General features: G+C 69.2%; 18 protein-coding genes and 1 riboswitch. Of the genes, 11 read left to right on the forward strand and 7 right to left on the reverse strand.

What is annotated here, in order from left to right; all coding sequences use genetic code 11:
• Positions 1-3 precede the first annotated feature (3 nt).
• The 3 genes from H180DRAFT_RS12550 (at position 4) to H180DRAFT_RS12560 (ending at position 2,182) form a co-directional block, all read left to right on the forward strand.
• Complete coding sequence (locus H180DRAFT_RS12550) at positions 4-489, forward strand: GNAT family N-acetyltransferase (protein ID WP_055486105.1); 486 nt, start codon at positions 4-6, stop codon at positions 487-489.
• 266 nt (positions 490-755) lie between these two features.
• On the forward strand, positions 756-1,178 hold the full coding sequence (locus H180DRAFT_RS12555) for an ATP-binding protein (RefSeq protein ID WP_055486106.1): 423 nt from the start codon (positions 756-758) through the stop codon (positions 1,176-1,178).
• 59 nt (positions 1,179-1,237) lie between these two features.
• The gene (locus H180DRAFT_RS12560) at positions 1,238-2,182 is read left to right on the forward strand and encodes an RNA polymerase sigma factor SigF (RefSeq protein WP_254666011.1); all 945 of its coding nucleotides are present in this window, start codon (positions 1,238-1,240) and stop codon (positions 2,180-2,182) included.
• Between the two features lie 70 nt (positions 2,183-2,252).
• Here H180DRAFT_RS12560 and H180DRAFT_RS12565 read toward each other — a convergent pair whose 3' ends face one another.
• Positions 2,253-2,690 (reverse strand): hypothetical protein, encoded by a 438-nt coding sequence (locus H180DRAFT_RS12565; RefSeq protein WP_055486108.1) that lies wholly within the window; start codon positions 2,688-2,690, stop codon positions 2,253-2,255.
• Positions 2,691-2,769: 79 nt separating this feature from the next.
• Between H180DRAFT_RS12565 and H180DRAFT_RS12570 the strand changes: the two genes are divergently transcribed.
• The gene (locus H180DRAFT_RS12570; protein ID WP_055486109.1) at positions 2,770-3,738 is read left to right on the forward strand and encodes a diacylglycerol/lipid kinase family protein; all 969 of its coding nucleotides are present in this window, start codon (positions 2,770-2,772) and stop codon (positions 3,736-3,738) included.
• A 313-nt stretch (positions 3,739-4,051) separates the two neighbouring features.
• Entirely contained in the window at positions 4,052-4,315 is a 264-nt protein-coding gene (locus H180DRAFT_RS12575; RefSeq protein ID WP_016469673.1) for a WhiB family transcriptional regulator, read from the forward strand.
• A gap of 155 nt (positions 4,316-4,470) precedes the next feature.
• On the opposite strand, the gene H180DRAFT_RS12580 is transcribed toward H180DRAFT_RS12575, so the two are convergent.
• The 6 genes from H180DRAFT_RS12580 to H180DRAFT_RS12605 all read right to left on the reverse strand — a co-directional run bounded on the left by H180DRAFT_RS12580 (position 4,471) and on the right by H180DRAFT_RS12605 (position 12,554).
• Positions 4,471-5,952 (reverse strand): sensor histidine kinase, encoded by a 1,482-nt coding sequence (locus H180DRAFT_RS12580; protein WP_055486110.1) that lies wholly within the window; start codon positions 5,950-5,952, stop codon positions 4,471-4,473.
• A 369-nt stretch (positions 5,953-6,321) separates the two neighbouring features.
• Entirely contained in the window at positions 6,322-7,347 is a 1,026-nt protein-coding gene (locus tag H180DRAFT_RS12585; protein ID WP_055486232.1) for an SIS domain-containing protein, read from the reverse strand.
• Positions 7,348-7,510: 163 nt separating this feature from the next.
• On the reverse strand, positions 7,511-9,115 hold the full coding sequence (locus H180DRAFT_RS12590) for a glycoside hydrolase family 3 protein (RefSeq protein ID WP_055486111.1): 1,605 nt from the start codon (positions 9,113-9,115) through the stop codon (positions 7,511-7,513).
• A gap of 168 nt (positions 9,116-9,283) precedes the next feature.
• Complete coding sequence (locus tag H180DRAFT_RS12595) at positions 9,284-10,090, reverse strand: carbohydrate ABC transporter permease (RefSeq protein ID WP_055486233.1); 807 nt, start codon at positions 10,088-10,090, stop codon at positions 9,284-9,286.
• A gap of 86 nt (positions 10,091-10,176) precedes the next feature.
• Positions 10,177-11,181, reverse strand: a complete 1,005-nt coding sequence (locus tag H180DRAFT_RS12600; protein WP_079100066.1) for a carbohydrate ABC transporter permease — start codon at positions 11,179-11,181, stop codon at positions 10,177-10,179.
• 104 nt (positions 11,182-11,285) lie between these two features.
• Positions 11,286-12,554, reverse strand: coding sequence for an extracellular solute-binding protein (locus H180DRAFT_RS12605; protein WP_055486113.1), 1,269 nt, complete (start codon positions 12,552-12,554; stop codon positions 11,286-11,288).
• A 328-nt stretch (positions 12,555-12,882) separates the two neighbouring features.
• Between H180DRAFT_RS12605 and H180DRAFT_RS12610 the strand changes: the two genes are divergently transcribed.
• The 6 genes from H180DRAFT_RS12610 (at position 12,883) to H180DRAFT_RS12635 (ending at position 20,254) form a co-directional block, all read left to right on the forward strand.
• Positions 12,883-13,680 (forward strand): GntR family transcriptional regulator, encoded by a 798-nt coding sequence (locus tag H180DRAFT_RS12610; RefSeq protein ID WP_055486114.1) that lies wholly within the window; start codon positions 12,883-12,885, stop codon positions 13,678-13,680.
• A 253-nt stretch (positions 13,681-13,933) separates the two neighbouring features.
• Positions 13,934-14,221 (forward strand): DUF3311 domain-containing protein, encoded by a 288-nt coding sequence (locus tag H180DRAFT_RS12615; protein WP_055486115.1) that lies wholly within the window; start codon positions 13,934-13,936, stop codon positions 14,219-14,221.
• Positions 14,218-15,837, forward strand: coding sequence for a monocarboxylate uptake permease MctP (gene mctP, locus H180DRAFT_RS12620; RefSeq protein ID WP_055486116.1), 1,620 nt, complete (start codon positions 14,218-14,220; stop codon positions 15,835-15,837). Before H180DRAFT_RS12615 ends, mctP begins: the two co-directional genes overlap by 4 nt.
• A gap of 80 nt (positions 15,838-15,917) precedes the next feature.
• Positions 15,918-16,418 carry a GNAT family N-acetyltransferase gene (locus H180DRAFT_RS12625; protein WP_055486117.1) on the forward strand — a complete coding sequence of 167 codons (501 nt, stop codon included), beginning with the start codon at positions 15,918-15,920 and terminating at the stop codon, positions 16,416-16,418.
• A gap of 45 nt (positions 16,419-16,463) precedes the next feature.
• A riboswitch (cobalamin riboswitch) is annotated at positions 16,464-16,641 on the forward strand.
• Positions 16,642-16,772: 131 nt separating this feature from the next.
• Positions 16,773-19,202, forward strand: a complete 2,430-nt coding sequence (locus H180DRAFT_RS12630; RefSeq protein WP_055486118.1) for a ribonucleoside-diphosphate reductase subunit alpha — start codon at positions 16,773-16,775, stop codon at positions 19,200-19,202.
• Entirely contained in the window at positions 19,193-20,254 is a 1,062-nt protein-coding gene (locus H180DRAFT_RS12635; RefSeq protein ID WP_055486119.1) for a ribonucleotide-diphosphate reductase subunit beta, read from the forward strand. The genes H180DRAFT_RS12630 and H180DRAFT_RS12635 overlap by 10 nt, the downstream gene beginning before the upstream one ends.
• Positions 20,255-20,271 lie beyond the last annotated feature (17 nt).

The following is a 20,271-nucleotide window of genomic DNA, read 5'->3' on the forward strand; positions in this document are numbered from 1 at the left end:
GAGATGATCAGAGCCGCGGAGCCGTCCGACGTACCCGCCATCCACGCGATGATCCGCGAACTCGCCGAGTACGAACGGGCCCTGGAACATGCCAGGGCCACGGAGCGGCAGTTGCACGACGCCCTCTTCTGCGAACACCCCGCGGTCTTCGCTCTGATCGCCGAGGAGACCACGGAGAGTGAGCCCGTCGGTTTCGCTCTGTGGTTCCTCAATTTCTCCACATGGACCGGCACTCACGGTGTGTATCTGGAGGACCTGTACGTGCGCCCGGCCGCCCGCGGCGCGGGGCACGGCAGGCAACTGCTTTCAGCCCTTGCCGGAATCTGTGTCGAACGGGGTTATGAACGCTTCGAGTGGTGGGTATTGGACTGGAACGACCCCTCGATCGGTTTCTACAGATCACTCGGCGCCGAACCGATGGAGGAGTGGACGGTCTTCCGTATGTCCGGGGAACCACTGAGGAAGCTGGCAGACGGCAACACAGCGTAACCATCGGGGATTCACGACCTCCGACCCCTAGCCACAGAAAGTACCCATATGTTTACTATGGGTGACGCTCATGTGATGGGGAGCCGCAGTTCGTCGTAGATCCATGCGGGCGACATCAGCTCGCGGATCGCGATAGCGTCGCAGGCGAACCATCGACGGCGTCAGTCCGTTGGTTCTCCGTGGCGGAGATCCACGGGCAGGGCGGCGGACCGACGCACTCGTACAGCGAACGAGCCGAACCGGCTTGTGCCACTTTGGAGGTGAGGGTGTCCCAGATCGCAGGTGAGCCCGTGGGGCAGGACGGACAGGACTTCGTCGAGGTCCGGCTGCCCGCGGCGGGTGCCTATCTGTCGGTGTTGCGCACGGCCACGGCCGGGCTCGCAGCCCGCTTGGACTTCACCCTTGACGAGATCGAGGATCTGCGGATCGCCGTCGACGAGGCGTGCGCGATCCTCCTCCAGCAGGCGCTGCCGGGCTCCGTGCTCAGCTGCGTCTTCAGGCTCGTCGGCGATTCCCTCAGGGTCACCGTCTCGGCACCCACGACCGACGGCAGGGCGCCGGAGCGCGACACCTTCGCCTGGACCGTGCTCTCCGCCCTGGCCGGCGAGGTGGACTCGGCGGTCTCCGACGACCGTACGGTCAGCATCAGCCTGCACAAGAAGCGCGGTGCCGGCCCCGGAGCGCCGTGACCGGCCACGAGGCACGGGAGCATTGGGCGGGCCGCGCCGGTGCGGCGGCCGACCAGGTCGTGCCTGAGCAGGCCAGGCCGCACCCCGCCGACCCCAGCAGTCAGCGACCGGAGCAGGCAGAGCGGGCGGACGCGATGGACATGCAGCAACAGGAGACGCACGGACACGAGACCGCGCGCGGGCACGAGCACGGTGCCGGCCAGCACGGCGCACGCACGGCACGGGCTGCGCAGTTCGCGCACTTCGACCCGCACGACCGCAGCGGAGCCCGGGGGATGTTCATCGCGCTGCGCGGTCTTCCCGACGGCTCCCCCGAGCGTGCCGAGCTGCGCAACCACCTGGTGCGGATGCATCTTCCGCTGGTCGAGCACCTGGCCCGCCGCTTCCGCAACCGGGGCGAGCCCCTCGACGACCTGACGCAGGTCGCCACGATCGGTCTGATCAAGTCGGTCGACCGCTTCGACCCGGAGCGCGGCGTGGAGTTCTCCACCTACGCCACCCCCACCGTCGTGGGCGAGATCAAACGGCACTTCCGTGACAAGGGCTGGGCCGTGCGTGTCCCGCGCCGCCTTCAGGAACTGCGTCTGTCGCTCACCTCCGCGACGGCGGAGCTGTCCCAACTGCACGGCAGGGCCCCGACCGTGCACGAACTGGCCCAGCGCCTGTCGATCTCCGAGGAGGAGGTGCTGGAGGGCCTGGAGTCCGCCAACGCCTACAGCACTCTCTCCCTCGACGTTCCCGACACCGACGACGAGTCGCCGGCCGTCGCGGACACCCTGGGCGCGGAGGACGACGCCCTCGAGGGTGTGGAGTACCGAGAATCGCTCAAGCCCCTGCTGGAGGAACTGCCGCCGCGCGAGAAGAAGATCCTGCTGCTGCGCTTCTTCGGCAACATGACGCAGTCGCAGATCGCGCAGGAGGTCGGCATCTCGCAGATGCACGTATCGCGCCTTCTGGCACGTACGTTGGCGCAGCTGCGCGACAGGCTTCTGATCGAGGAGTGACGGGCGTACGAGAAGGAGCCCGGCCGGGATCGGCCGGGCTCCTTCTCGTACGCCCGAAGGCCGGGGAGAGCTACGCGTCGCGCGGTCCGATGCCCAGCGCCTCCGTCGCCGTGGGATTGACGAGACAGCCGAGCACCGCGACGCCCGTCAGCGCGATGACGATGCCCCCGGCTGTCCACACGCCGCCGTTCTGAGCCATCTGGTAGCCCGTGGGCAGCGCGATCAACTGCACGATCATCGACGGTCCCCGGCTCCACCGCCTGCGCAGCCACAATCCCCGTGCGGCTGCGAGCGGGAGCACGGAGAGCGCCAGGACGGTCACGGCCATGGTGACCGCCTGCACCATTCCGTCCGGCTCGTCCGTCGTGAGCTTCACCAGCGACGCGACACCGAACGCGGCAACGACCGCCCCTTCGAGCGCGGTCAGCACGGCGGCGGCCGTGAGGCGTCGTGGGCGGCGGCCATCGGGAACCTCGCGGGGCGAGGACGTCTCATTCGGTGTCGGCACGGTGAAGAGCGTAGTCCCACGCGTGCAGACGTCCGCAACGCCAGGGGGCGCACCGCCCCGCCTATGTACGCTGCCCTCCATGCGCGCACTCCTCGTCGTCAATCCGGTAGCGACCACCACCAGCCTGCGCACGCGAGAGGTCATCACCCACGCACTCGCGAGCGACCTCAAGCTGGACGTGGTGACGACCGAGTCCCGCGGGCACGCCCGTGAACTGGCGCGGCTGGCGGCGCAGAACGGGGAGACGCGGCTGGTGATCGCGCTCGGCGGCGACGGCACCGTCAACGAGGTCGTGAACGGTCTGCTGCACCAGGGGCCGGACCCGGAGAGACTCCCCCGCCTCGCGGTCGTGCCCGGCGGTTCCACCAACGTCTTCGCCCGCGCGCTGGGCCTGCCCAATCACGCCGTCGAGGCGACCGGAGCGCTGCTCGACGCCATCGAGTCGGGCCGGGAGCGCACGATCGGCCTCGGTCTCGCTTCGGGAGTGCCGGACACGGAGGACGCGGGGCTGCGCCCGCGCTGGTTCACCTTCTGCGCGGGCCTCGGCTTCGACGCCGGCGTCGTGGGCCGCGTCGAGCAGAAACGGGAACTCGGCAAGCGTTCGACCCATGCCCTGTACGTGCGACAGGTGTTGAAGCAGTTCGCCAAGGAACAGCACCGCAGCCGCGGCACGATCAGGCTGGAGCGGAAAGAGCACGAGCCGGTCGAGGATCTCGTGGCGTCGATAGTCTGCAACACCGCACCGTGGACCTATCTGGGCAACCGGCCCGTCTACGCCGCGCCCCGCGCCTCATTCGACACCGCCCTCGACGTGCTCGGGCTCTCGCGGCTGACGCCCCTGGCCATGAGCCGGTACGGCACCCAGCTGCTCACCTCGAGCCCCACCCGCGGACCCCGCGGTAAACACGCGGTAACGCTCCATGACATCGAGGACTTCACCTTGCATTCGCAGGTTCCACTGCCGTTTCAGATGGACGGTGACCACCTGGGAGTGCGGAACAGCGTGAACTTCACAGGCGTACGCCGTGCACTGCGTGTGATTGCTTAAGTCCAAGGCCCAAAAGTCCTTCCACTCGAACGTTTAGGCCAGGATCCACCCCCTGGAAGTACGCCTGTGAGGGAGGCGACACCAAGGAATCAAAAAAAACTTGGCGGAGGGGGTTGTATCCGCCGCCGAGGTTTGCGAGTCTCTTCATGGCGATCGGGCGGCCCCTCACGGCGGCCCCCAGGTGCCCGAATCCTTTCTCTCATTTCCACTGGGACCCGCATCACAGTCGATCGGCAGCCCTTCCCTTGCGAGAGGATTCGTGAAAGCGTTCACATTCACAAGCCCAGCACACTCACAAGGAGAGGTAGCAGCCATGGACTGGCGTCACCACGCCGTTTGCCGCGAGGAAGACCCCGAGCTGTTCTTCCCCATCGGCAACACTGGTCCTGCGCTGCTGCAGATCGAGGAAGCGAAGGCCGTCTGCCGCCGCTGCCCCGTCATGGAGCAGTGCCTGCAGTGGGCCCTGGAGTCCGGCCAGGACTCCGGTGTCTGGGGGGGCCTCAGCGAGGATGAGCGCCGCGCGATGAAGCGCCGCGCCGCTCGCAACCGGGCGCGGAACAACGCCGCGACCGCCTGAGACTGACGCCCACACCCGGCCACTCGCTGCATCCCGAGCCGCAGCACGCAGTGCCACGAAGAGCACCGCGTTCATACAGACGTGGAGCCCCGGCCCAACAGGGCCGGGGCTCCACGTCTTTGCGCCTTCGCCGCGTCTGCCTGTTCCCGGCCGCTTCAGCGTTCGCGCTTCTCCACCGAGACCGGAAGGTCGAAGACGACGCGGGTACCGCGCTCCGGTGCAGGCAGCATGTCGAACTCTCCGCCCAACTCGCCCTCCACCAGCGTCCGTACGATCTGGAGTCCCAGATTGCCGGTCTGCTTGGCATCGAAGCCCTCGGGCAGGCCCCGGCCGTCGTCCTGGACGGTGACCAGCAGCCTGCCCGGCTCCTTGCCCTTGCCGCCCGTGCGCACCGCGCCGACTTCGATCGTGCCCTGTGCACCCGGACCGAAGCCGTGCTCCAGGGCGTTCTGCAGAACCTCGGTGAGCACCATCGACAGGGGTGTGGCGACCTCCGCCTCCAGCACCCCGAAGTGGCCGGTGCGACGGCCGGTGACCCGGCCCGGTGAGATCTCGGCGACCATCGCCAGCACCCTGTCGGCGATCTCGTCGAACTCGACACTCTCGTCCAGGGTCTGGGAGAGCGTCTCGTGCACGATGGCGATCGAACCGACCCTCCTCACGGCCTCGTTGAGTGCGTCGCGTCCGCGGTCCGAGTCCATCCTGCGGGCCTGCAGGCGCAGCAGCGCGGCAACCGTCTGCAAGTTGTTCTTCACCCGGTGGTGGATCTCGCGGATCGTGGCGTCCTTGGTCATCAACTCCCGCTCGCGGCGCCGCACTTCGGTGATGTCGCGCAGCAGGATGAGCGAACCGATGCGTGTTCCCTTGGGTTCGAGCGGGATGGCGCGCAGCTGTACGACGCAGTCGTTGGCCTCGACCTCTGCGCCGCGCGGGGCCCAGCCGCTCGCCAGCTTCACCAGCGCCTCGTCGACGGGGGCGCGGGAGGGCGCGAGTTCGGCGGTGACCCGGCCGAGGTGGAGCCCCACGATCTCCGTGGCGAGGCCGAGCCGGTGGTACGCGGAGAGGGCGTTGGGACTGGCGTACTGGACGATTCCGTCCGAGTCGAGCCGGATCAGTCCGTCGCCCACGCGCGGCAGATGGTCGATGTCGAGTTGCTCTCCCGGGAAGGGGAAGGAGCCCGTCGCGATCATCTGGGCCAGGTCGGACGCACTTTGCAGATACGTGAGTTCGAGCCGGCTGGGAGTGCGCACCGTCAGCAGATTCGTGTTGCGCGCGATGACGCCGAGGATGCGGCCCTCCCGGCACACGGGGATGGACTCGACCCGTACGGGTACCTCCTCGCGCCACTCGGGATCTCCCTCGCGCACGATCCGGCCCTCGTCGAGCGCCGCGTCGAGCAGCGGCCGCCGGCCCCGCGGCACGAGGTGGCCCACCATGTCGTCCTGGTGCGAGGTGGGCCCGGTGTTGGGCCGCATCTGGGCGACGGAGACGTAGCGCGTGCCGTCCCGGGTGGGGACCCACAGCACGAGGTCCGCGAAGGAGAGGTCCGAGAGCAGCTGCCACTCGGAGATGAGCAGATGCAGCCACTCCAGATCGGTGTCGGAGAGGGCCGTGTGCTGCCGTACGAGGTCGTTCATGGAGGGCACACCGACGAGCCTACCGGCGGGCCGGACCGGGCGGTGTGGCCGCCTTCTCCCGGCTCCTGCCGCATCGGCCGGAATTCATACGTTCCTGATGAACTTTGCCGACGGCATGGACAGACAAGAGTGGTCTAGTCCACAATCGCTGCCAGGCAAGCAGTACTGGCTTCTGCCTTCCCCGCACAGGAGGGCGGAGTGGGACCCGGGCGTCGTCTGCCCTGATGGCACCCCGGTCTCCGGCATCGGGCTGCGGTGCCGGACGGGTTGAGGGTCCCGCCCCGGCGCCGTGGCCCGAGGTGTGTCCGGGGTCCGCCCCCTGCGCTCTGCGCCGCTCCCCCGGCCTTCCCGTACCGACGGCACGCGCGCTCAGCGGGTCTCCGTCACCTTTGCCAGCGCGCGGGGTGCGTCCGGGTCCTGGCCGCGGGCGATGGTGACCTCGTAGGCCAGCATCTGCAGCGGGATGATCTCGAGGATGGGCTGGAGCTCCTCCGGCAGTCCCTCCGTCGGCAGGGCGAAACCCGCGGACGCACGGTCGACCTCCTCGCGGCTGCCGATGACGACGAGGTCGGCGCCGCGGTCGCGCAGGCGGTCGAGGACGGGTTGCAGCGCCTCACCGCCCCTGCCTTCGGTGACGACCGCGATGACCGGCGAGATGTTGTCGACCATGGCCAGCGGGCCGTGCAGCAGGTCGGCGCCCGAGTACGACAGCGCGGGGATGTAGCTGGTCTCCATCAGTTTCAGCGCCGCTTCCTTCGCCGTGGGATAGCCGTAGCCCCGGGAGGTGAGCACCATCCGCTCGGCGAACCGGTAGCGCCCGGCGAGGGCCTTGACCTCGGGCCGGCGGTCGAGCACCGACTGCGCCAGGTCCGGCAGCAGCTCCGCCTTGCCGGCGCCCTGACCGCCGCGCATGCCGTCCACGAAGAGGTACAGCGCGAGGAGTTCGGCCGTGTAGGTCTTCGTCGCCGGGAGGGCCTTCTCCTCGCCCGCGAGGACGTCGATGTGGAATTCGCTGACCTCCGCGAGCGGTGAGGCGGAGTTGTTCGTCACCGCGAGGGTGAGCGCGCCCGCCTCACGCGCCGCCCGTGTGGAGGCGACGAGGTCCGGTGAGCCGCCCGACTGGCTGACGGTGATGACGAGGCAGTCCGTCAGGTCCGGCCTGGCACCGTAGGCGGTCGTCGTGGACATCGACGTCAGGCCGCAGGGCTTGCCCAGCAGGATCTCCAGCAGGTACTTGGCATAGAGCGCGGCGTTGTCGGAGGTGCCGCGCGCGGTCAGCAGCACGAAGCGGGGGCTGCGGGCCGCGACCTCCTCGGCGATCTCACGGATCCTCGGCGCTCCCTCGTTCAGGATGCGGCGCAGCACCGCCGGCTGTTCGGCCATCTCACCGGACATCACCCGGCCAGGTGCGCTGCGGGGCCGGCCCTGCGACGAGGCCTGCTCGGGTGTCGGTGCCGAGGTGGCGGACATGCTTGCTGCCTCCAGTGGAGTCGTCGGGGCCGGGGACGCGCGAGCGGACGGAGGGTCGGGGACGGAGACGGGCGGGGCGCCCCGGGGGTCAGTCGCCGGGGGGCTGTCCGGCGATGACCTCGGCGGCGGCCCGTCCGCACACGCGGGCGGCTCCGTGGGTGGCGATGTGCAGGGCTCCGGCGGGCGGTGCCTGTGGCACTCCCATCTCGACCACGACGGTATCCGGACGTGAGGCGAGCAGAGCGTCCAGCGCGTCGGCCATCCACGGATGACGGTGCACGTCGCGCACCACCGCGACGATCCTACGGTCCGCCGCATCGGCGAGCACACCTGCTGCCAGGCCGGACGGACCTTCGCCTGCCGCGTCCGCCGCGTATGCCGCAGTGGCGGTGCCGGGCAGCAGCCGCGTCAGTTCGGCGGCGACGCCCCAGGGGGTCTCTCCGCCGACGGCGATGTTGGCGGCGGGTGAGAACGAGGCGACGAACGCGGCCCCGGTGAGCGGTTCGAACGCCTGCGTCGCGGCGGTGCCTCCGCCGGGGACGGTGACACGCAGCGCGCGGCGGGCCGCTGCGAGGCCGACGCCGTCCGCCGTCCCGGTGCGTGCCCCCGCAGGCTCCGCGGCCCCGGCGGCCTGTGACACCGCACGCTCACGGGTTGCGGCGCCGGCACCGTTCGCCCAGCGCGCGAGCGTGCGCACGCGGCCCGCGGCGTCGGCGAGGCGCTGCTCGGTCAACTCGCCGTCGTGAACTGCCCGTACGAGGGCGTCGCGCAGCCGCAGGACGGTCTCCTCGTCGGCCAGGCCCCCGCCGACGCACAGGGCGTCCGCGCCCGCGGCGACGGCGAGGACGCTCCCCCGCTCCAGGCCGTAGGTGCCGGAGATGGCCCGCATCTCCATGCCGTCGGTGACGATCAGGCCGCTGTGTCCGAGGCCGCCGTCCTGGTGTGACGCGCGTAGCAGGCCCATGAGAGCGGCGGGGCTGAGCGTGCCGGGCAGGGACTCGTCGAGGGCGGGCAGCAGAATGTGCGCGCTCATGACGCCTTTGGCGCCCGAGTCGATCGCGGCCTGGAACGGGACGAGTTCACGCTCGCGCAGGGTCCCCATGTCCACGTCGATGCGGGGCAGGGCGTGGTGGGAGTCGACGGCGGTGTCGCCGTGCCCGGGGAAGTGCTTCACGCAGGCGGCCACGCCCGCCGACTGCAGCCCCTCGACGTAGGCGACGGTGTGCCGGGCCACCAGCTGCGGGTCGTCGCCGAAGGAACGGACGCCGATGACCGGGTTGTCCGGGTCGGAGTTGACGTCCGCGGAGGGCGCCCAGTTGAGGTTGACCCCGCACGCGGCCAGCCGGCGGCCGAGCTCGTGGGCGACGGCACGTGTCAGAGCGGTGTCGTCGACGTGGCCCAGAGCGAGGTTTCCAGGGAAGGAGGAACCCGTGCGGGCCTCCAGGCGGGTCACGTCGCCGCCCTCCTCGTCGATCGCGACCAGCACCTCGGGCCGTACCTCGCGCAGCTGGGCGGTGAGCGCGGCGAGCTGCTCCGGCGATTCGATGTTGCGTCCGAACAGGCCGACGGAGGTGAGCCCTTCGCCGAGCTGCCGCAGCAGCCACTCGGGCGCGCTGGTGCCGGTGAAACCGGGCTGGAGCACGGTGAGAGCGTCCCGGGTCAGGCTCTCGGTGCCGGTTGCGAGCGTGGTCATGTGCGCATTGTCCCTTCACTGTTGGCCCTCACCGGGAGATCCGTCGCGGGCTCGTCGTGCGGCTCGTGCTGCCGTCCCTCGTCGTCCTTCCGTCGTGGTGCGCGTGCGGCCTTCGTCCGTCCGGCCGGTCCTCGGCCCGCCCTCCGTGTGTGCTCCGCCTGCGCCCCGCTATCCCTTCACCGCACCGGAGGTGAGTCCGCTGACGGCCTTGCGCTGGAGGTACAGGAAAAGCAGCAGGATCGGCACGGCGAAGAGTGAGGCGGCCGCCATGGTGGCACCCCAGTCGTCCCCGAACGCCGTCTGGAATCCGGAGAGCCACAGCGGCAGCGTCTGGGACTGTGCGTCCTTGTTGAGGATGAGCACCATCGGGAACTCGTTCCACGCCGTGATGAATCCGAACAGGGACGTGGCCATCACACCGGGCGCGAGCAAGGGGAAAATCACCCTGCGGAACGCCTGGGTGCGTCCGCAGCCGTCGACCATCGCCGACTCCTCCAGCTCCCTCGGCACGGCTGCCACGTAGCCGCGCAGCGTCAGCACGGTCAGCGGCAGCACCATCACCGTGTAGAAGAGGGTGAGGGGTACGAGGCTGTTGAGCATGTCGGCGTCCCGCACCGTCATGTAGATCGCGATGACCATGACCTCCCAGGGGGCCATCTGCGCGATCATGAACGTGAGGACGATGCTCTTTCGTCCCGTGAAGCGCATGCGCGCCAGGGCGAACGCCGCGAAGAGCGCGATGAGCAGGGCGATTACGACCGCCGTGAGCGTCACGGTGACGGAATTCCGCACCAGCGTCCAGAAGTTGTCGGCCCGTACGGCCGTGGCGAAGTGCTCCAGCGTGGGGCTGGTGGGGAACCAGACGGGGGTGTCGGTGACGATGTCGCGGTTCGGTTTGAACGCCGTGCTGAACATCCAGTAGACGGGAAAGACGAAGAAGGCGAAGAGCACGAGAGCCGTCGCGTCGGGCCAGATCCCTGACCAGGCACGAGCACGGCCGCGAGGCCGCCGGCGGCCCGGCCGGAACGAGCGCCGGCGGTCCGCCGGCGGTGCTGTCACTGTCACTTCTCGTCCTCCTCCTGCCGCATGGCGGCGCGCAGGTAGTACGACATCAGCCCCAGCAGGATCACGATCGTGAGGACGGAGATGGCCGCGCCTGTGCCGTAGTGCTGGTTCCCGACGCCCTCGACGAACGCGTAGACGGGCAGGGTCTCGGTGAGGCGGTCCGGCCCGCCCTCGTTGATCGCGAAGATGTGCGGGAACGCCTTGAATATCCAGATGACTTCGAGAAACGTCGTCACCAGCAGGAACGGCCGCAGGAAGGGGAGGGTGACCGTGGCGAAGCTCTGCCGGGCGTTCGCACCGTCCAGCGCGGCCGCCTCGTACAGCTCCCTGGGGATGGTCGTCGTCGCCGCGTAGAGGTTGATCGCGACGAACGGCACCGACGTCCAGACGATGAGCAGCGAGATGACGAAGAACGTCGGGATCTGCCCGCCGGTCCAGTTGAAGCCCGCCATGGAGTGGAGGCCCACCGCGTCCAGCAGCCAGTTGACGACGCCGAAGCGCTGCGCGAACAGCCACTGGTAGACGGTCGTCGCGGCGATGACCGGCATCGCCCAGGCGAGCACGAGACCGGAGGAGAGCAGCAGCCGCATGCGCGGGCCGAGGCGGGCGAGCAGCAGCCCCGTCAGGGTGCCGAAGAGCATGATCACGGCGACGTTGACGGCGGTGAAGAGCACCGACCGCAAGGTGACCCGCCAGAAGTCCTCACTGCCGAGAGTGGCGCGGTAGTTGTCAGTTCCTGCCCACTCGGTGACGTGCTGGATCAGCTGCGTCATGTTGAGGTTCTGGAAGGAGAGCAGGCCGTTCATCACCAGCGGCCAGCCGAGTAGTACGGCGGTGGCCGCGAGCGCCGGGAGCAGCAGCAGGTACGGCAGTCCGCGGGGGCTCGTGCGCTGCCGCCGGCCGTGCGGGCCGCCGGTCGGCGTGGTGCGTGTCCCCGGTGGTGCTGTGCGAGGTGTGCTGCTGCGCACCGGTGGCGGCGCGCCGTCGGTCTGCACTGGCATCGGTGCTCCAGGTCCCGTGGTCGAGAGCCCGGGCTGCCGGTGTGCCGGCAGTCGTGCCGCCCCCTCCGGCAACACGACTGCCGGCACTCCGGCAGCCCGGGGCGTCACTGCTTCTGCGAGAGCCTCTTGTTGATCTCGTCCTCGACCGATTCGGCAGCCGCAGCGTGCGACTTCCCCTTGAGCACGGCCGTCATATAGCTCTTCACGGGGTTCGGCGGGTTCTCCACGGCGGCCCACTGCGGGATCAGAGGCGTCAGACCGCCGCCCGCGACGGCCGGCGCCGCCGCCTCGGCGGCCGGATTGCCCTCGACCTTCTTCTGCAGTGAGGCCTTGTTCGGTATCACGCCGCCCTCCTGGGCGAGCGCGCCCTCGAACCTGTCGGAGAGTGCGATTCTGAGGAACTCCTTCGCGAGTTCCTGCTTCTCGCTCCCCGCGGCCACGGCCAGGTTGGAGCCTCCGAGGAAGACGCCTTCGGGCTTGTCCGCGCTCTCACCGGGGATGGTGAAGTACCCGATGTCCTTCTTGATCCCGGGATTGGCCTCGACCGCCGTCGCCGCCTCCCATCCCAGCCCGATGAATGCGCCCGTCTTCCCCTTGGCGAAGACTTCGGCCTGCTGGGGGGTGGCCTCGTCCTTGTCCTTGGGCGCCTTGGAGTACGACGCGTACTTCTCGTAGAGCTTCATGGCGGCGCCGACCCTGGGGTCGTCGAGGTTGGAGACCCACTTGCCGCCCTGCTTCCTGATGAGGTCCGCCTTCTTGCCGATGAGGAGGCCGTCGAAGAAGTACCAGTTCTGGCCGGGCAGGTAGAGGGGCTCGGCGTCGGTCTTCTTCTCGATGGCGTCGAGCGCGTCGAAGAACTCGGCGCGTGTCGTGGGGGGTTCGTCGATGCCGGCGTCCGCCCAGATCCGCTTGTTGTAGATGACGGTGCGGTTGACCGTGTACCAGGGGGCCGCGTACTGCTTTCCGCCGTACACCGCTGACTTGTTGACGGACTCCGTCCAGTCCTTGCCGATGCTTCTCTTCAGGTCGCCCAGGTCGGCGAGTCCGCCCGTCCTCGCGTACGCGGGGGTCTGGGTGTTGCCGACCTCGATGACGTCCGGCGGATCGGGCTCGGAGAGGGCGGTGGTCAGTTTCTGCTGGATGCCGTTCCACTGCTGGACCTCGAGGTTCAGCTTGGCTCCGGTCTTCTTCTCGAAGGCCGCCTTGACGTCCTTCTCCCACTGTTCGGGCGTGGACCCGTCCATGGCCCACAGCGTCAGCGTCTGTCCCTTGAACCCGTCGGCACCGGAGTCCGGCTCACCGCCCGGCCCGCAGGCCGCAACGCCCGCCATCAGAGCCGCGATTCCTGTCGCGGCGATGAGTCCTCGTCTCACGGCTTCCTCCCCAAGGGACCGGGCCTGGTTTAATGGTTTAGACCAGTCGGCAGCTTGGCCTAGACCTTTAGCTCTTGTCAACGGTGCAGGATCCGACCGGCGGTTCCGTTACCGGAACGACATCTGGGCGGGAGAGTCCCGCAGCGCCGAGCACGTGCCACGATGTGAGCCGCGAAGTACAGCCGGAACGGAGAGCGAAGACCGGGACACCACCGGAAACGCCGCCGCTCCGGTGCCGTAACCGGAGCCGGAGGACGGGCAGTCGGCACGGCCCGCACACACGGAGGAAACCGGTGACGGCGGCACGACACGAAGGGGAAGGCGAGCCATGAGCACGGACGGGGGCGCGGTCACAGCCGCGGCAGAGCCGGAGCCCGGAAGCGGCAACGGCGGCGCGCGGACCACTCGCGTGCCCAAGTACTACCGGCTCAAGCGGCACTTGCTGGAGATGACGGAGACCATGCCGCCGGGCACTCCGGTGCCTCCCGAACGCACCCTGGCAAGCGAGTTCGACACCTCGCGCACGACCGTCCGCCAGGCCCTCCAGGAACTCGTCGTCGAGGGCCGGCTGGAGCGGATCCAGGGCAAGGGGACCTTCGTCGCAAAGCCCAAGGTCTCCCAGGCGCTGCAACTCACCTCGTACACGGAGGACATGCGCGCCCAGGGCCTCGAACCGACCTCACAGCTGCTGGACATCGGCTACGTCACCGCGGACGACCGCCTCGCCGACGCGCTCGACATCCCCACGGGCGGTCGTGTGCTGCGCATCGAGCGGCTGCGCCTGGCCAGCGGTGAACCGATGGCGATAGAGACGACCCACCTCTCGCAGCGCCGCTTCCCGGCGCTCCGCCGCAGCCTGGTGAAGTACACGTCGCTCTACACGGCGCTGGCCGAGGTGTACGGCATCCACCTCGCGGAGGCCGAGGAGACCATCGAGACCTCGCTCGCCACACCGCGCGAAGCCGGCCTGCTCGGCACCGATGTCGGCCTGCCCATGCTGATGCTCTCCCGGCACTCGCTCGACACGGAGGGCGAACCGGTGGAGTGGGTGCGCTCCGTGTACCGGGGCGACCGCTACAAGTTCGTCGCCAACCTCCAGCGCCCACGGGACGGCCGGAACAGCTGATACGGCCCATTCACGGCACAGAGGCAGGAAAGTGGCAGGAAAGAGGCAGGGCAGCGAGAGGGCGGCGACACGGCAGAGCGCCGTGAACTGGCCTGAATCACACCGGGCTTGTGCGGGGGGCACACGGCGCACCACATCCCCCGCGAAACAAAAGGTGCCGTTCCGTTATCCGTGCAGGTAGTGACGGGGCGCGAACCGCTCGTCTAGATTCCTGCGCGTCTCGACAGGAACACCCGACGGACGGAGCCGAGGCATGCCAGCGCCCCCAGAAACACCCGAGCCCGCGCCGAAGTCGCAGCCACCCGTCATCACGCCCATACGGGTCGTCATCGGGCTGTGCCTTTTCATCCCGTTCGTCGCGCTTCTGTGGGTCAGTTCCTACTCCCGTATCGAACCCACCCTCGTCGGAATGCCGTTCTTCTACTGGTATCAGATGATGTGGGTGGTGCTGTCCGCTGCGATGACGATGACCGCGTACAAGCTGGTCAAGCGTGACAACGCGCAGCGGCGCGCCGCCCGCGGAGAGGACGGTGCCCGATGAACGGGGTCAACGGAGTCGCACTCGCCGTCTTCGTCTTCTTCTTCGTGCTCGTCACAGCGATGGGTTTCATGGCCGCTCGCTGGCGCAAGGCGGAGAACGCCAACAGCCTCGACGAATGGGGCCTGGGCGGACGCAGCTTCGGCACCTGGGTCACCTGGTTCCTGCTCGGCGGCGACCTGTACACGGCGTACACGTTCGTGGCGGTCCCGGCGGCCATCTACGCGGCGGGGGCCGCGGGCTTCTTCGCCGTCCCGTACACGATTCTCGTCTACCCGCTCATCTTCACCTTCCTGCCCCGGCTTTGGTCCGTCTCGCACCGCCACGGATACGTGACGACCTCGGACTTCGTGCGCGGCCGCTTCGGGTCCAAGTCGCTGGCACTCGCCGTCGCCGTCACGGGCATCCTCGCGACGATGCCGTACATCGCGCTCCAACTGGTCGGCATCCAGTCGGTGCTGGACGTCATGGGCATCGGCGGCAGCGAGTCGACGCACTGGTTCATCAAGGACCTGCCGCTGCTGATCGCGTTCGCGGTGCTCGCGGCCTACACCTACTCGTCCGGGTTGCGGGCGCCGGCTCTGATCGCGTTCGTCAAGGACACGCTGATCTACATCGTCATCGCGGTGGCGATCATCTACATCCCGATCAAGCTGGGCGGTTTCGACGACATCTTCGCCAAGGCCGGCGACGCTCTCTCGCAGACCAACCCGGCCACGGGCAAGCCCAAGGGCGAGCTGGCCCCCAGCGCGACCAACCAGTGGGCGTACGCGACGCTGGCGTTCGGCTCCGCGCTCGCGCTCTTCATGTATCCGCACTCGGTCACGGCGACGCTCTCCAGCAGCAGCCGCAACGTGATCCGCCGGAACACCACGATCCTGCCGCTGTACTCGGTGATGCTGGGCATGCTCGCGCTGCTGGGCTTCATGGCGATCGCCGCCGGAATCAAGGTCGAGAACGGGCAGCTGGCGATTCCGCAGCTCTTCGAGAACATGTTCCCGGCCTGGTTCGCGGGCGTCGCGTTCGCCGCCATCGGCATCGGCGCACTCGTACCGGCGGCCATCATGTCGATCGCCGCCGCCAACCTGTTCACCAGGAACATCTACAAGGACTTCATCCGCCCGGACGCCACAGCCGAGGACGAGACGAAGGTCTCCAAGATCACCTCGCTGCTGGTGAAGGTGGGCGCGCTCGTCTTCGTGCTCGGCATGGACAAGACGGTGGCGATCAACTTCCAGCTGCTGGGCGGCATCTGGATCCTCCAGACCTTCCCGGCACTCGTCGGCGGCCTCTTCACGCGCTGGTTCCACAGGTGGGCCCTGCTGGCGGGCTGGGCCGTGGGCATGCTCTACGGCACGATCACGGCGTACGGCGTCTCGTCGCCGGTGCAGAAGCACTTCGGCGGCCCCAACGACATCATCCCGGGCATCGGGGAGATGGGGTACATCGGCCTGACCGCCTTCGTGCTCAACGCGGTGGTCGCCATCGCGCTCACGTTCGTGCTGCGGGCCGTGAAGGCCCCGGAAGGCGTCGACGAGACACAGCCCTCGGACTACACGGCGGACGCCGGGGACCCGGGCGTCAAGGAGGAACTGCCCTCGCCGACAGCCGCCCCCTGAGCCCGCCCCGCGCCCCACGGACAAGTCCGCCGCACCCCGCTGACAGACCCGTTGTCAGTGGGGTGCGGCATGCTCGCTCCATGGACATCACGATCAGAGCGGCGCGGGACGAGGAGCTGGAGGACGTCGGCGAGCTGACGGCGCGGGCCTATCTGGAGGACGGGCTGCTGGACTTCGGTGAGCACGACCCGTATCTGGAGGTGCTGCGCGCCGCAGGGCGCCGGGCGCAGCACACGGAGGTGCTCGTCGCACTCGACGCCGCCTCGGAATCGGTGCTCGGCGCGGTCGCCTTCGTCGGGAACGGCGGGGAGTACGCGGACCTGGCCCGCACCGGCGAGGGCGAGTTCAGGATGCTCGCCGTACGGCCCGAGGGGCGCGGACGCGGCGCCGGCGAGGCGCTGGTGCGGGCATGCATCGACCGGGCGCGCGAGTCGGGGCTGGAGCGGCTCGTGCTGTGCAGCCATGAGCGGATGACGACGGCGCACCGGCTCTACGGGCGCCTGGGGTTCGTCCGCGCGCCGGAGAGGGACTGGCAGCCCTATCCGGGCATGTGGCTGCAGGCCTTCAGCCTGGAACTGTGATCCGCGACTCCCCCGACACAACATGTGGGGGCGAGTAGCGCGTCCGGCTACCAGATGTATGCTCGTGCTCGCTGCCGCGCAGGGGAATCCGGTGCGAATCCGGAACTGTCCCGCAACGGTGTGCGATGTGCTGCTCTGCTCTGCCCGGTTGCTCTCTTCCGGCATGAGCTGCGATGGGCCGTCGTCGCGAGTCCGAGTGCCTGCCGGTCGCGTCGAAAGACGTCCGGGTCCCGAGGGTTGGGCCGGTGGACGCCGCGAGGACTGCCGCGTCGGCGATGCGGCACGCCTTGTGCGCCCGCTTGTGCGCTCTCCCGGTGACCCGGTACCTGATCCGAGCGAGGGAGAGCACATCCCGTGACCATCGCACCCGCACCCGCACCCGAGTCGCCGCCACCGGCCGACGACGACGCACTGCTGCGCACCCTGACCGAGCTGACCGCGGGCCTGCCGGGCACCGAGGCCGAGCGGATCGCCGCGGCGGTGCTGCGCGGAGGACGGCAGGGCGACGGCGAATCCGAGTTGCGGGCGCTGGCCGCCGAGGAGGCGGCCGGGCTCATCGGCGAGGAGCCCGCGTACTCGCAGCTCGCGGCCCGGCTGCTCACACTCGCCATCCGCGACGAGGCGCGCGGCCAGGGCGCGGTGTCCTTCTCCTCCTCCGTCGCGACGGGGCACCGCGAGGGTCTGATCGCCGACCGCACCGCAGAGTTCGTGCGGGCGCACGCCGAGCGTCTGGACGGCCTGGTCGAGGACGCGGTCGCGGGCGGGGCGGACGACCGCTTCGGCTACTTCGGGCTCCGCACGGTGTACTCGCGCTATCTCCTGCGCCACCCCACAAGCCGGCAGGTGATCGAGACAGCGCAGCACTTCCTGCTCCGCGTGGCCTGCGGCCTGGCCGCCGACGACTCCTCGCGGGCTGCCGACGAAGTGGCGGAGCTCTACGCGCTGACGAGTTCGCTCGCCTATCTGCCGTCCTCCCCCACGCTCTTCAACTCCGGTACGCGGCACGCCCAGATGTCCTCCTGCTACCTGCTGGACTCGCCGAAGGACGAACTCGACTCGATCTACGAGCGCTACCAGCAGGTCGCACGGCTGTCCAAGCACGCCGGCGGCATCGGACTTCCCTGGTCCCGCATCCGCGCCCGCGGTTCGCTGATCCGCGGGACCAACGGCCACTCCGGCGGCATCGTGCCGTTCCTGCGCACCCTGGACTCCTCCGTCGCCGCCGTGAACCAGGGCGGCAGGCGCAAGGGGGCCGCGTGCGTCTACCTGGAGACGTGGCACGCGGACATCGAGGAGTTCCTGGAGCTCCGCGACAACACGGGCGAGGAGGCCCGGCGCACGCACAACCTCAACCTCGCGCACTGGATTCCGGACGAGTTCATGCGGCGCGTGGAGGCCGACACCGGCTGGTCGCTCTTCTCTCCGGCCGACGTGCCGCGGCTCGCCGACCTGTGGGGCGAGGAGTTCGACGCCGCCTACCGCGAAGCCGAGGCAGCGGGCCTCGCCGTGCGGACGGTGCCCGCCCGTCAGCTGTACGCGCGCATGATGCGCACCCTGGCGCAGACGGGGAACGGCTGGATGACGTTCAAGGACACCTCCAACCGCACCGCCAACCAGACCGCGGGGCCGGGCCGCATCGTGCACTCCTCGAACCTGTGCACGGAGATCCTGGAGGTCACCGACGACGACGAGACGGCCGTCTGCAACCTGGGGTCCGTCAACCTGGCCGCGCACCTGAGCGAGTCCGGCGGGATGGACTGGGAACGCCTGGACGCCACGGTCCGCACGGCCGTGACGTTCCTCGACCGCGTCGTGGACGTCAACTTCTATCCGACGCAGCAGGCGGAGCGCTCCAACTCCCGCTGGCGGCCCGTCGGTCTGGGCGTGATGGGCCTGCAGGACGTCTTCTTCCGGATGAGGCTGCCCTTCGACTCCGGAGAGGCGCGCGAGCTGTCCACGCGGATCTCCGAACGGATCATGCTCGCCGCCTATGAGACCAGCGCGGACCTCGCCGAGCGGCACGGGCCGCTGCCCGCCTGGCACGAGACCCGCACGGCACGCGGCGTCCTGCATCCCGACCACTATCCGCAGACCGAGCAGACCTGGCCGGAGCGCTGGTCCGCGCTGCGCAGCCGCATCGCCCGGACAGGGATGCGCAACGCGCTGCTCCTCGCCGTCGCGCCGACCGCCACCATCGCGGCGATCGCCGGCGTGTACGAATGCATCGAGCCCCAGGTCTCCAACCTCTTCAAGCGGGAGACGCTCAGCGGGGAGTTCCTCCAGGTGAACGCCTATCTGGTCGGGGAGTTGAAGCGGCTCGGGCTGTGGGACGAGCGCACCCGTGAGGAACTGCGCGAATCCAGCGGCTCGGTGCAGGAAATCCAGCGGGTGCCGCAGGACGTCCGCCGGCTCTTCCGCACGGCCTGGGAGCTGCCGCAGCGTTCCCTGATCGACATGGCCGCCGCCCGCACCCCCTACCTCGACCAGAGCCAGTCGCTGAACCTGTTCATGGCGGCGCCGACGATCGGCAAGCTCAGCTCGATGTACGCCTACGCCTGGAAGAGCGGCATCAAGACCACGTACTACCTGCGTTCGCGCCCGGCGACGCGCATCGCCCGCGCCGCGGGAGGCACCGGCACAAGCACGAACACCGAGACCCGGACGGAGCCCCGGCCGGAGACGGGGACGGTCCCCGCCGTCCCGGACCCCCGGGCTGCGTCGTCCGGAGACGACGCGGTCACCTGCTCCCTGGAGAACCCCGAGTCCTGCGAGGCATGCCAGTGATGACAAACGCCGAGAACACCCGTGGCGGCCCCGCCGGGAACCTGCTCGACCCGGGCTTCGAGCTGACGCTGCGCCCGATGCGCTACCCCGGCTTCTACGACCGCTACCGCGACGCCATCAAGAACACCTGGACCGTCGAGGAGGTGGATCTGCACTCCGACATCTCCGACCTCGCCGAACTGACCCCGGGCGAACAGCACATGATCAGCCGCCTCGTCGCGTTCTTCGCCACGGGTGACTCGATCGTGGCGAACAATCTCGTGCTCTCGCTGTACAAGCACATCAACTCCCCCGAGGCGCGGCTGTACCTCTCGCGTCAGCTCTTCGAGGAGGCCGTCCACGTCCAGTTCTATCTGACGCTGCTGGACACGTACCTGCCGGACGTCGACGAGCGCGCGGAGGCCTTCGCCGCCGTCGAGAACATCCCGTCCATCAGGGAGAAGGCACAGTTCTGCTTCCGCTGGATGGCGGCGCTGGAGGAGGGCGAGGGAGCGGAGCGGATCGAACGGCTGGAGAGCCGAGCCGACCGGCGGCGCTTCCTGCTGAACCTCATCTGTTTCGCGGCGTGCATCGAGGGGCTCTTCTTCTACGGGGCGTTCGCCTACGTCTACTGGTTCCGCTCCCGCGGGCTGCTGCACGGGCTGGCCACCGGCACCAACTGGGTCTTCCGTGACGAGTCGATGCACATGTCCTTCGCCTTCGACGTCGTGGACACCGTGCGCGAGGAGGAGCCCGAACTCTTCGACGCGGAGCTGGAGAAGGAGGTGACGGAGATGCTGGAGGAGGCCGTCGAGGCGGAACTGCAGTTCGCCCGCGACCTGTGCGGCGAGGGCCTGCCGGGCATGAACACCGAGTCGATGGAGCAGTATCTGCGGGCGGTCGCCGACCAGCGGCTCGTACGGCTGGGTTTCCCGGCGCGCTACGGCGCCCGCAACCCCTTCTCCTTCATGGAGCTGCAGAACGTGCAGGAGCTGACCAACTTCTTCGAGCGGCGCGCCTCCGCCTATCAGGTCGCCGTCGAGGGATCGGTCGCGTTCGACGACGACTTCTGAGCCGGATCCGTCGCAGC

It is taken from the genome of Streptomyces sp. WMMB 322, assembly GCF_900090145.1.
GTDB lineage: Bacteria > Actinomycetota > Actinomycetes > Streptomycetales > Streptomycetaceae > Streptomyces.

What these genes read in the sequence shown, in the direction of transcription:
- H180DRAFT_RS12550 (WP_055486105.1), top strand. Translation starts at nt 4, where the DNA reads ATGATCAGAGCCGCGGAGCCGTCCGACGTACCCGCCATCCACGCGATG.
- H180DRAFT_RS12570 (WP_055486109.1), top strand. Translation starts at nt 2,770, where the DNA reads ATGCGCGCACTCCTCGTCGTCAATCCGGTAGCGACCACCACCAGCCTG.
- H180DRAFT_RS12575 (WP_016469673.1), top strand. Translation starts at nt 4,052, where the DNA reads ATGGACTGGCGTCACCACGCCGTTTGCCGCGAGGAAGACCCCGAGCTG.
- H180DRAFT_RS12580 (WP_055486110.1), bottom strand. Translation starts at nt 5,952, where the DNA reads ATGAACGACCTCGTACGGCAGCACACGGCCCTCTCCGACACCGATCTG.
- H180DRAFT_RS12585 (WP_055486232.1), bottom strand. Translation starts at nt 7,347, where the DNA reads ATGTCCGGTGAGATGGCCGAACAGCCGGCGGTGCTGCGCCGCATCCTG.
- H180DRAFT_RS12590 (WP_055486111.1), bottom strand. Translation starts at nt 9,115, where the DNA reads ATGACCACGCTCGCAACCGGCACCGAGAGCCTGACCCGGGACGCTCTC.
- H180DRAFT_RS12600 (WP_079100066.1), bottom strand. Translation starts at nt 11,181, where the DNA reads ATGCCAGTGCAGACCGACGGCGCGCCGCCACCGGTGCGCAGCAGCACA.
- H180DRAFT_RS12610 (WP_055486114.1), top strand. Translation starts at nt 12,883, where the DNA reads ATGAGCACGGACGGGGGCGCGGTCACAGCCGCGGCAGAGCCGGAGCCC.
- H180DRAFT_RS12615 (WP_055486115.1), top strand. Translation starts at nt 13,934, where the DNA reads ATGCCAGCGCCCCCAGAAACACCCGAGCCCGCGCCGAAGTCGCAGCCA.
- mctP (WP_055486116.1), top strand. Translation starts at nt 14,218, where the DNA reads ATGAACGGGGTCAACGGAGTCGCACTCGCCGTCTTCGTCTTCTTCTTC.
- H180DRAFT_RS12625 (WP_055486117.1), top strand. Translation starts at nt 15,918, where the DNA reads ATGGACATCACGATCAGAGCGGCGCGGGACGAGGAGCTGGAGGACGTC.
- H180DRAFT_RS12635 (WP_055486119.1), top strand. Translation starts at nt 19,193, where the DNA reads ATGCCAGTGATGACAAACGCCGAGAACACCCGTGGCGGCCCCGCCGGG.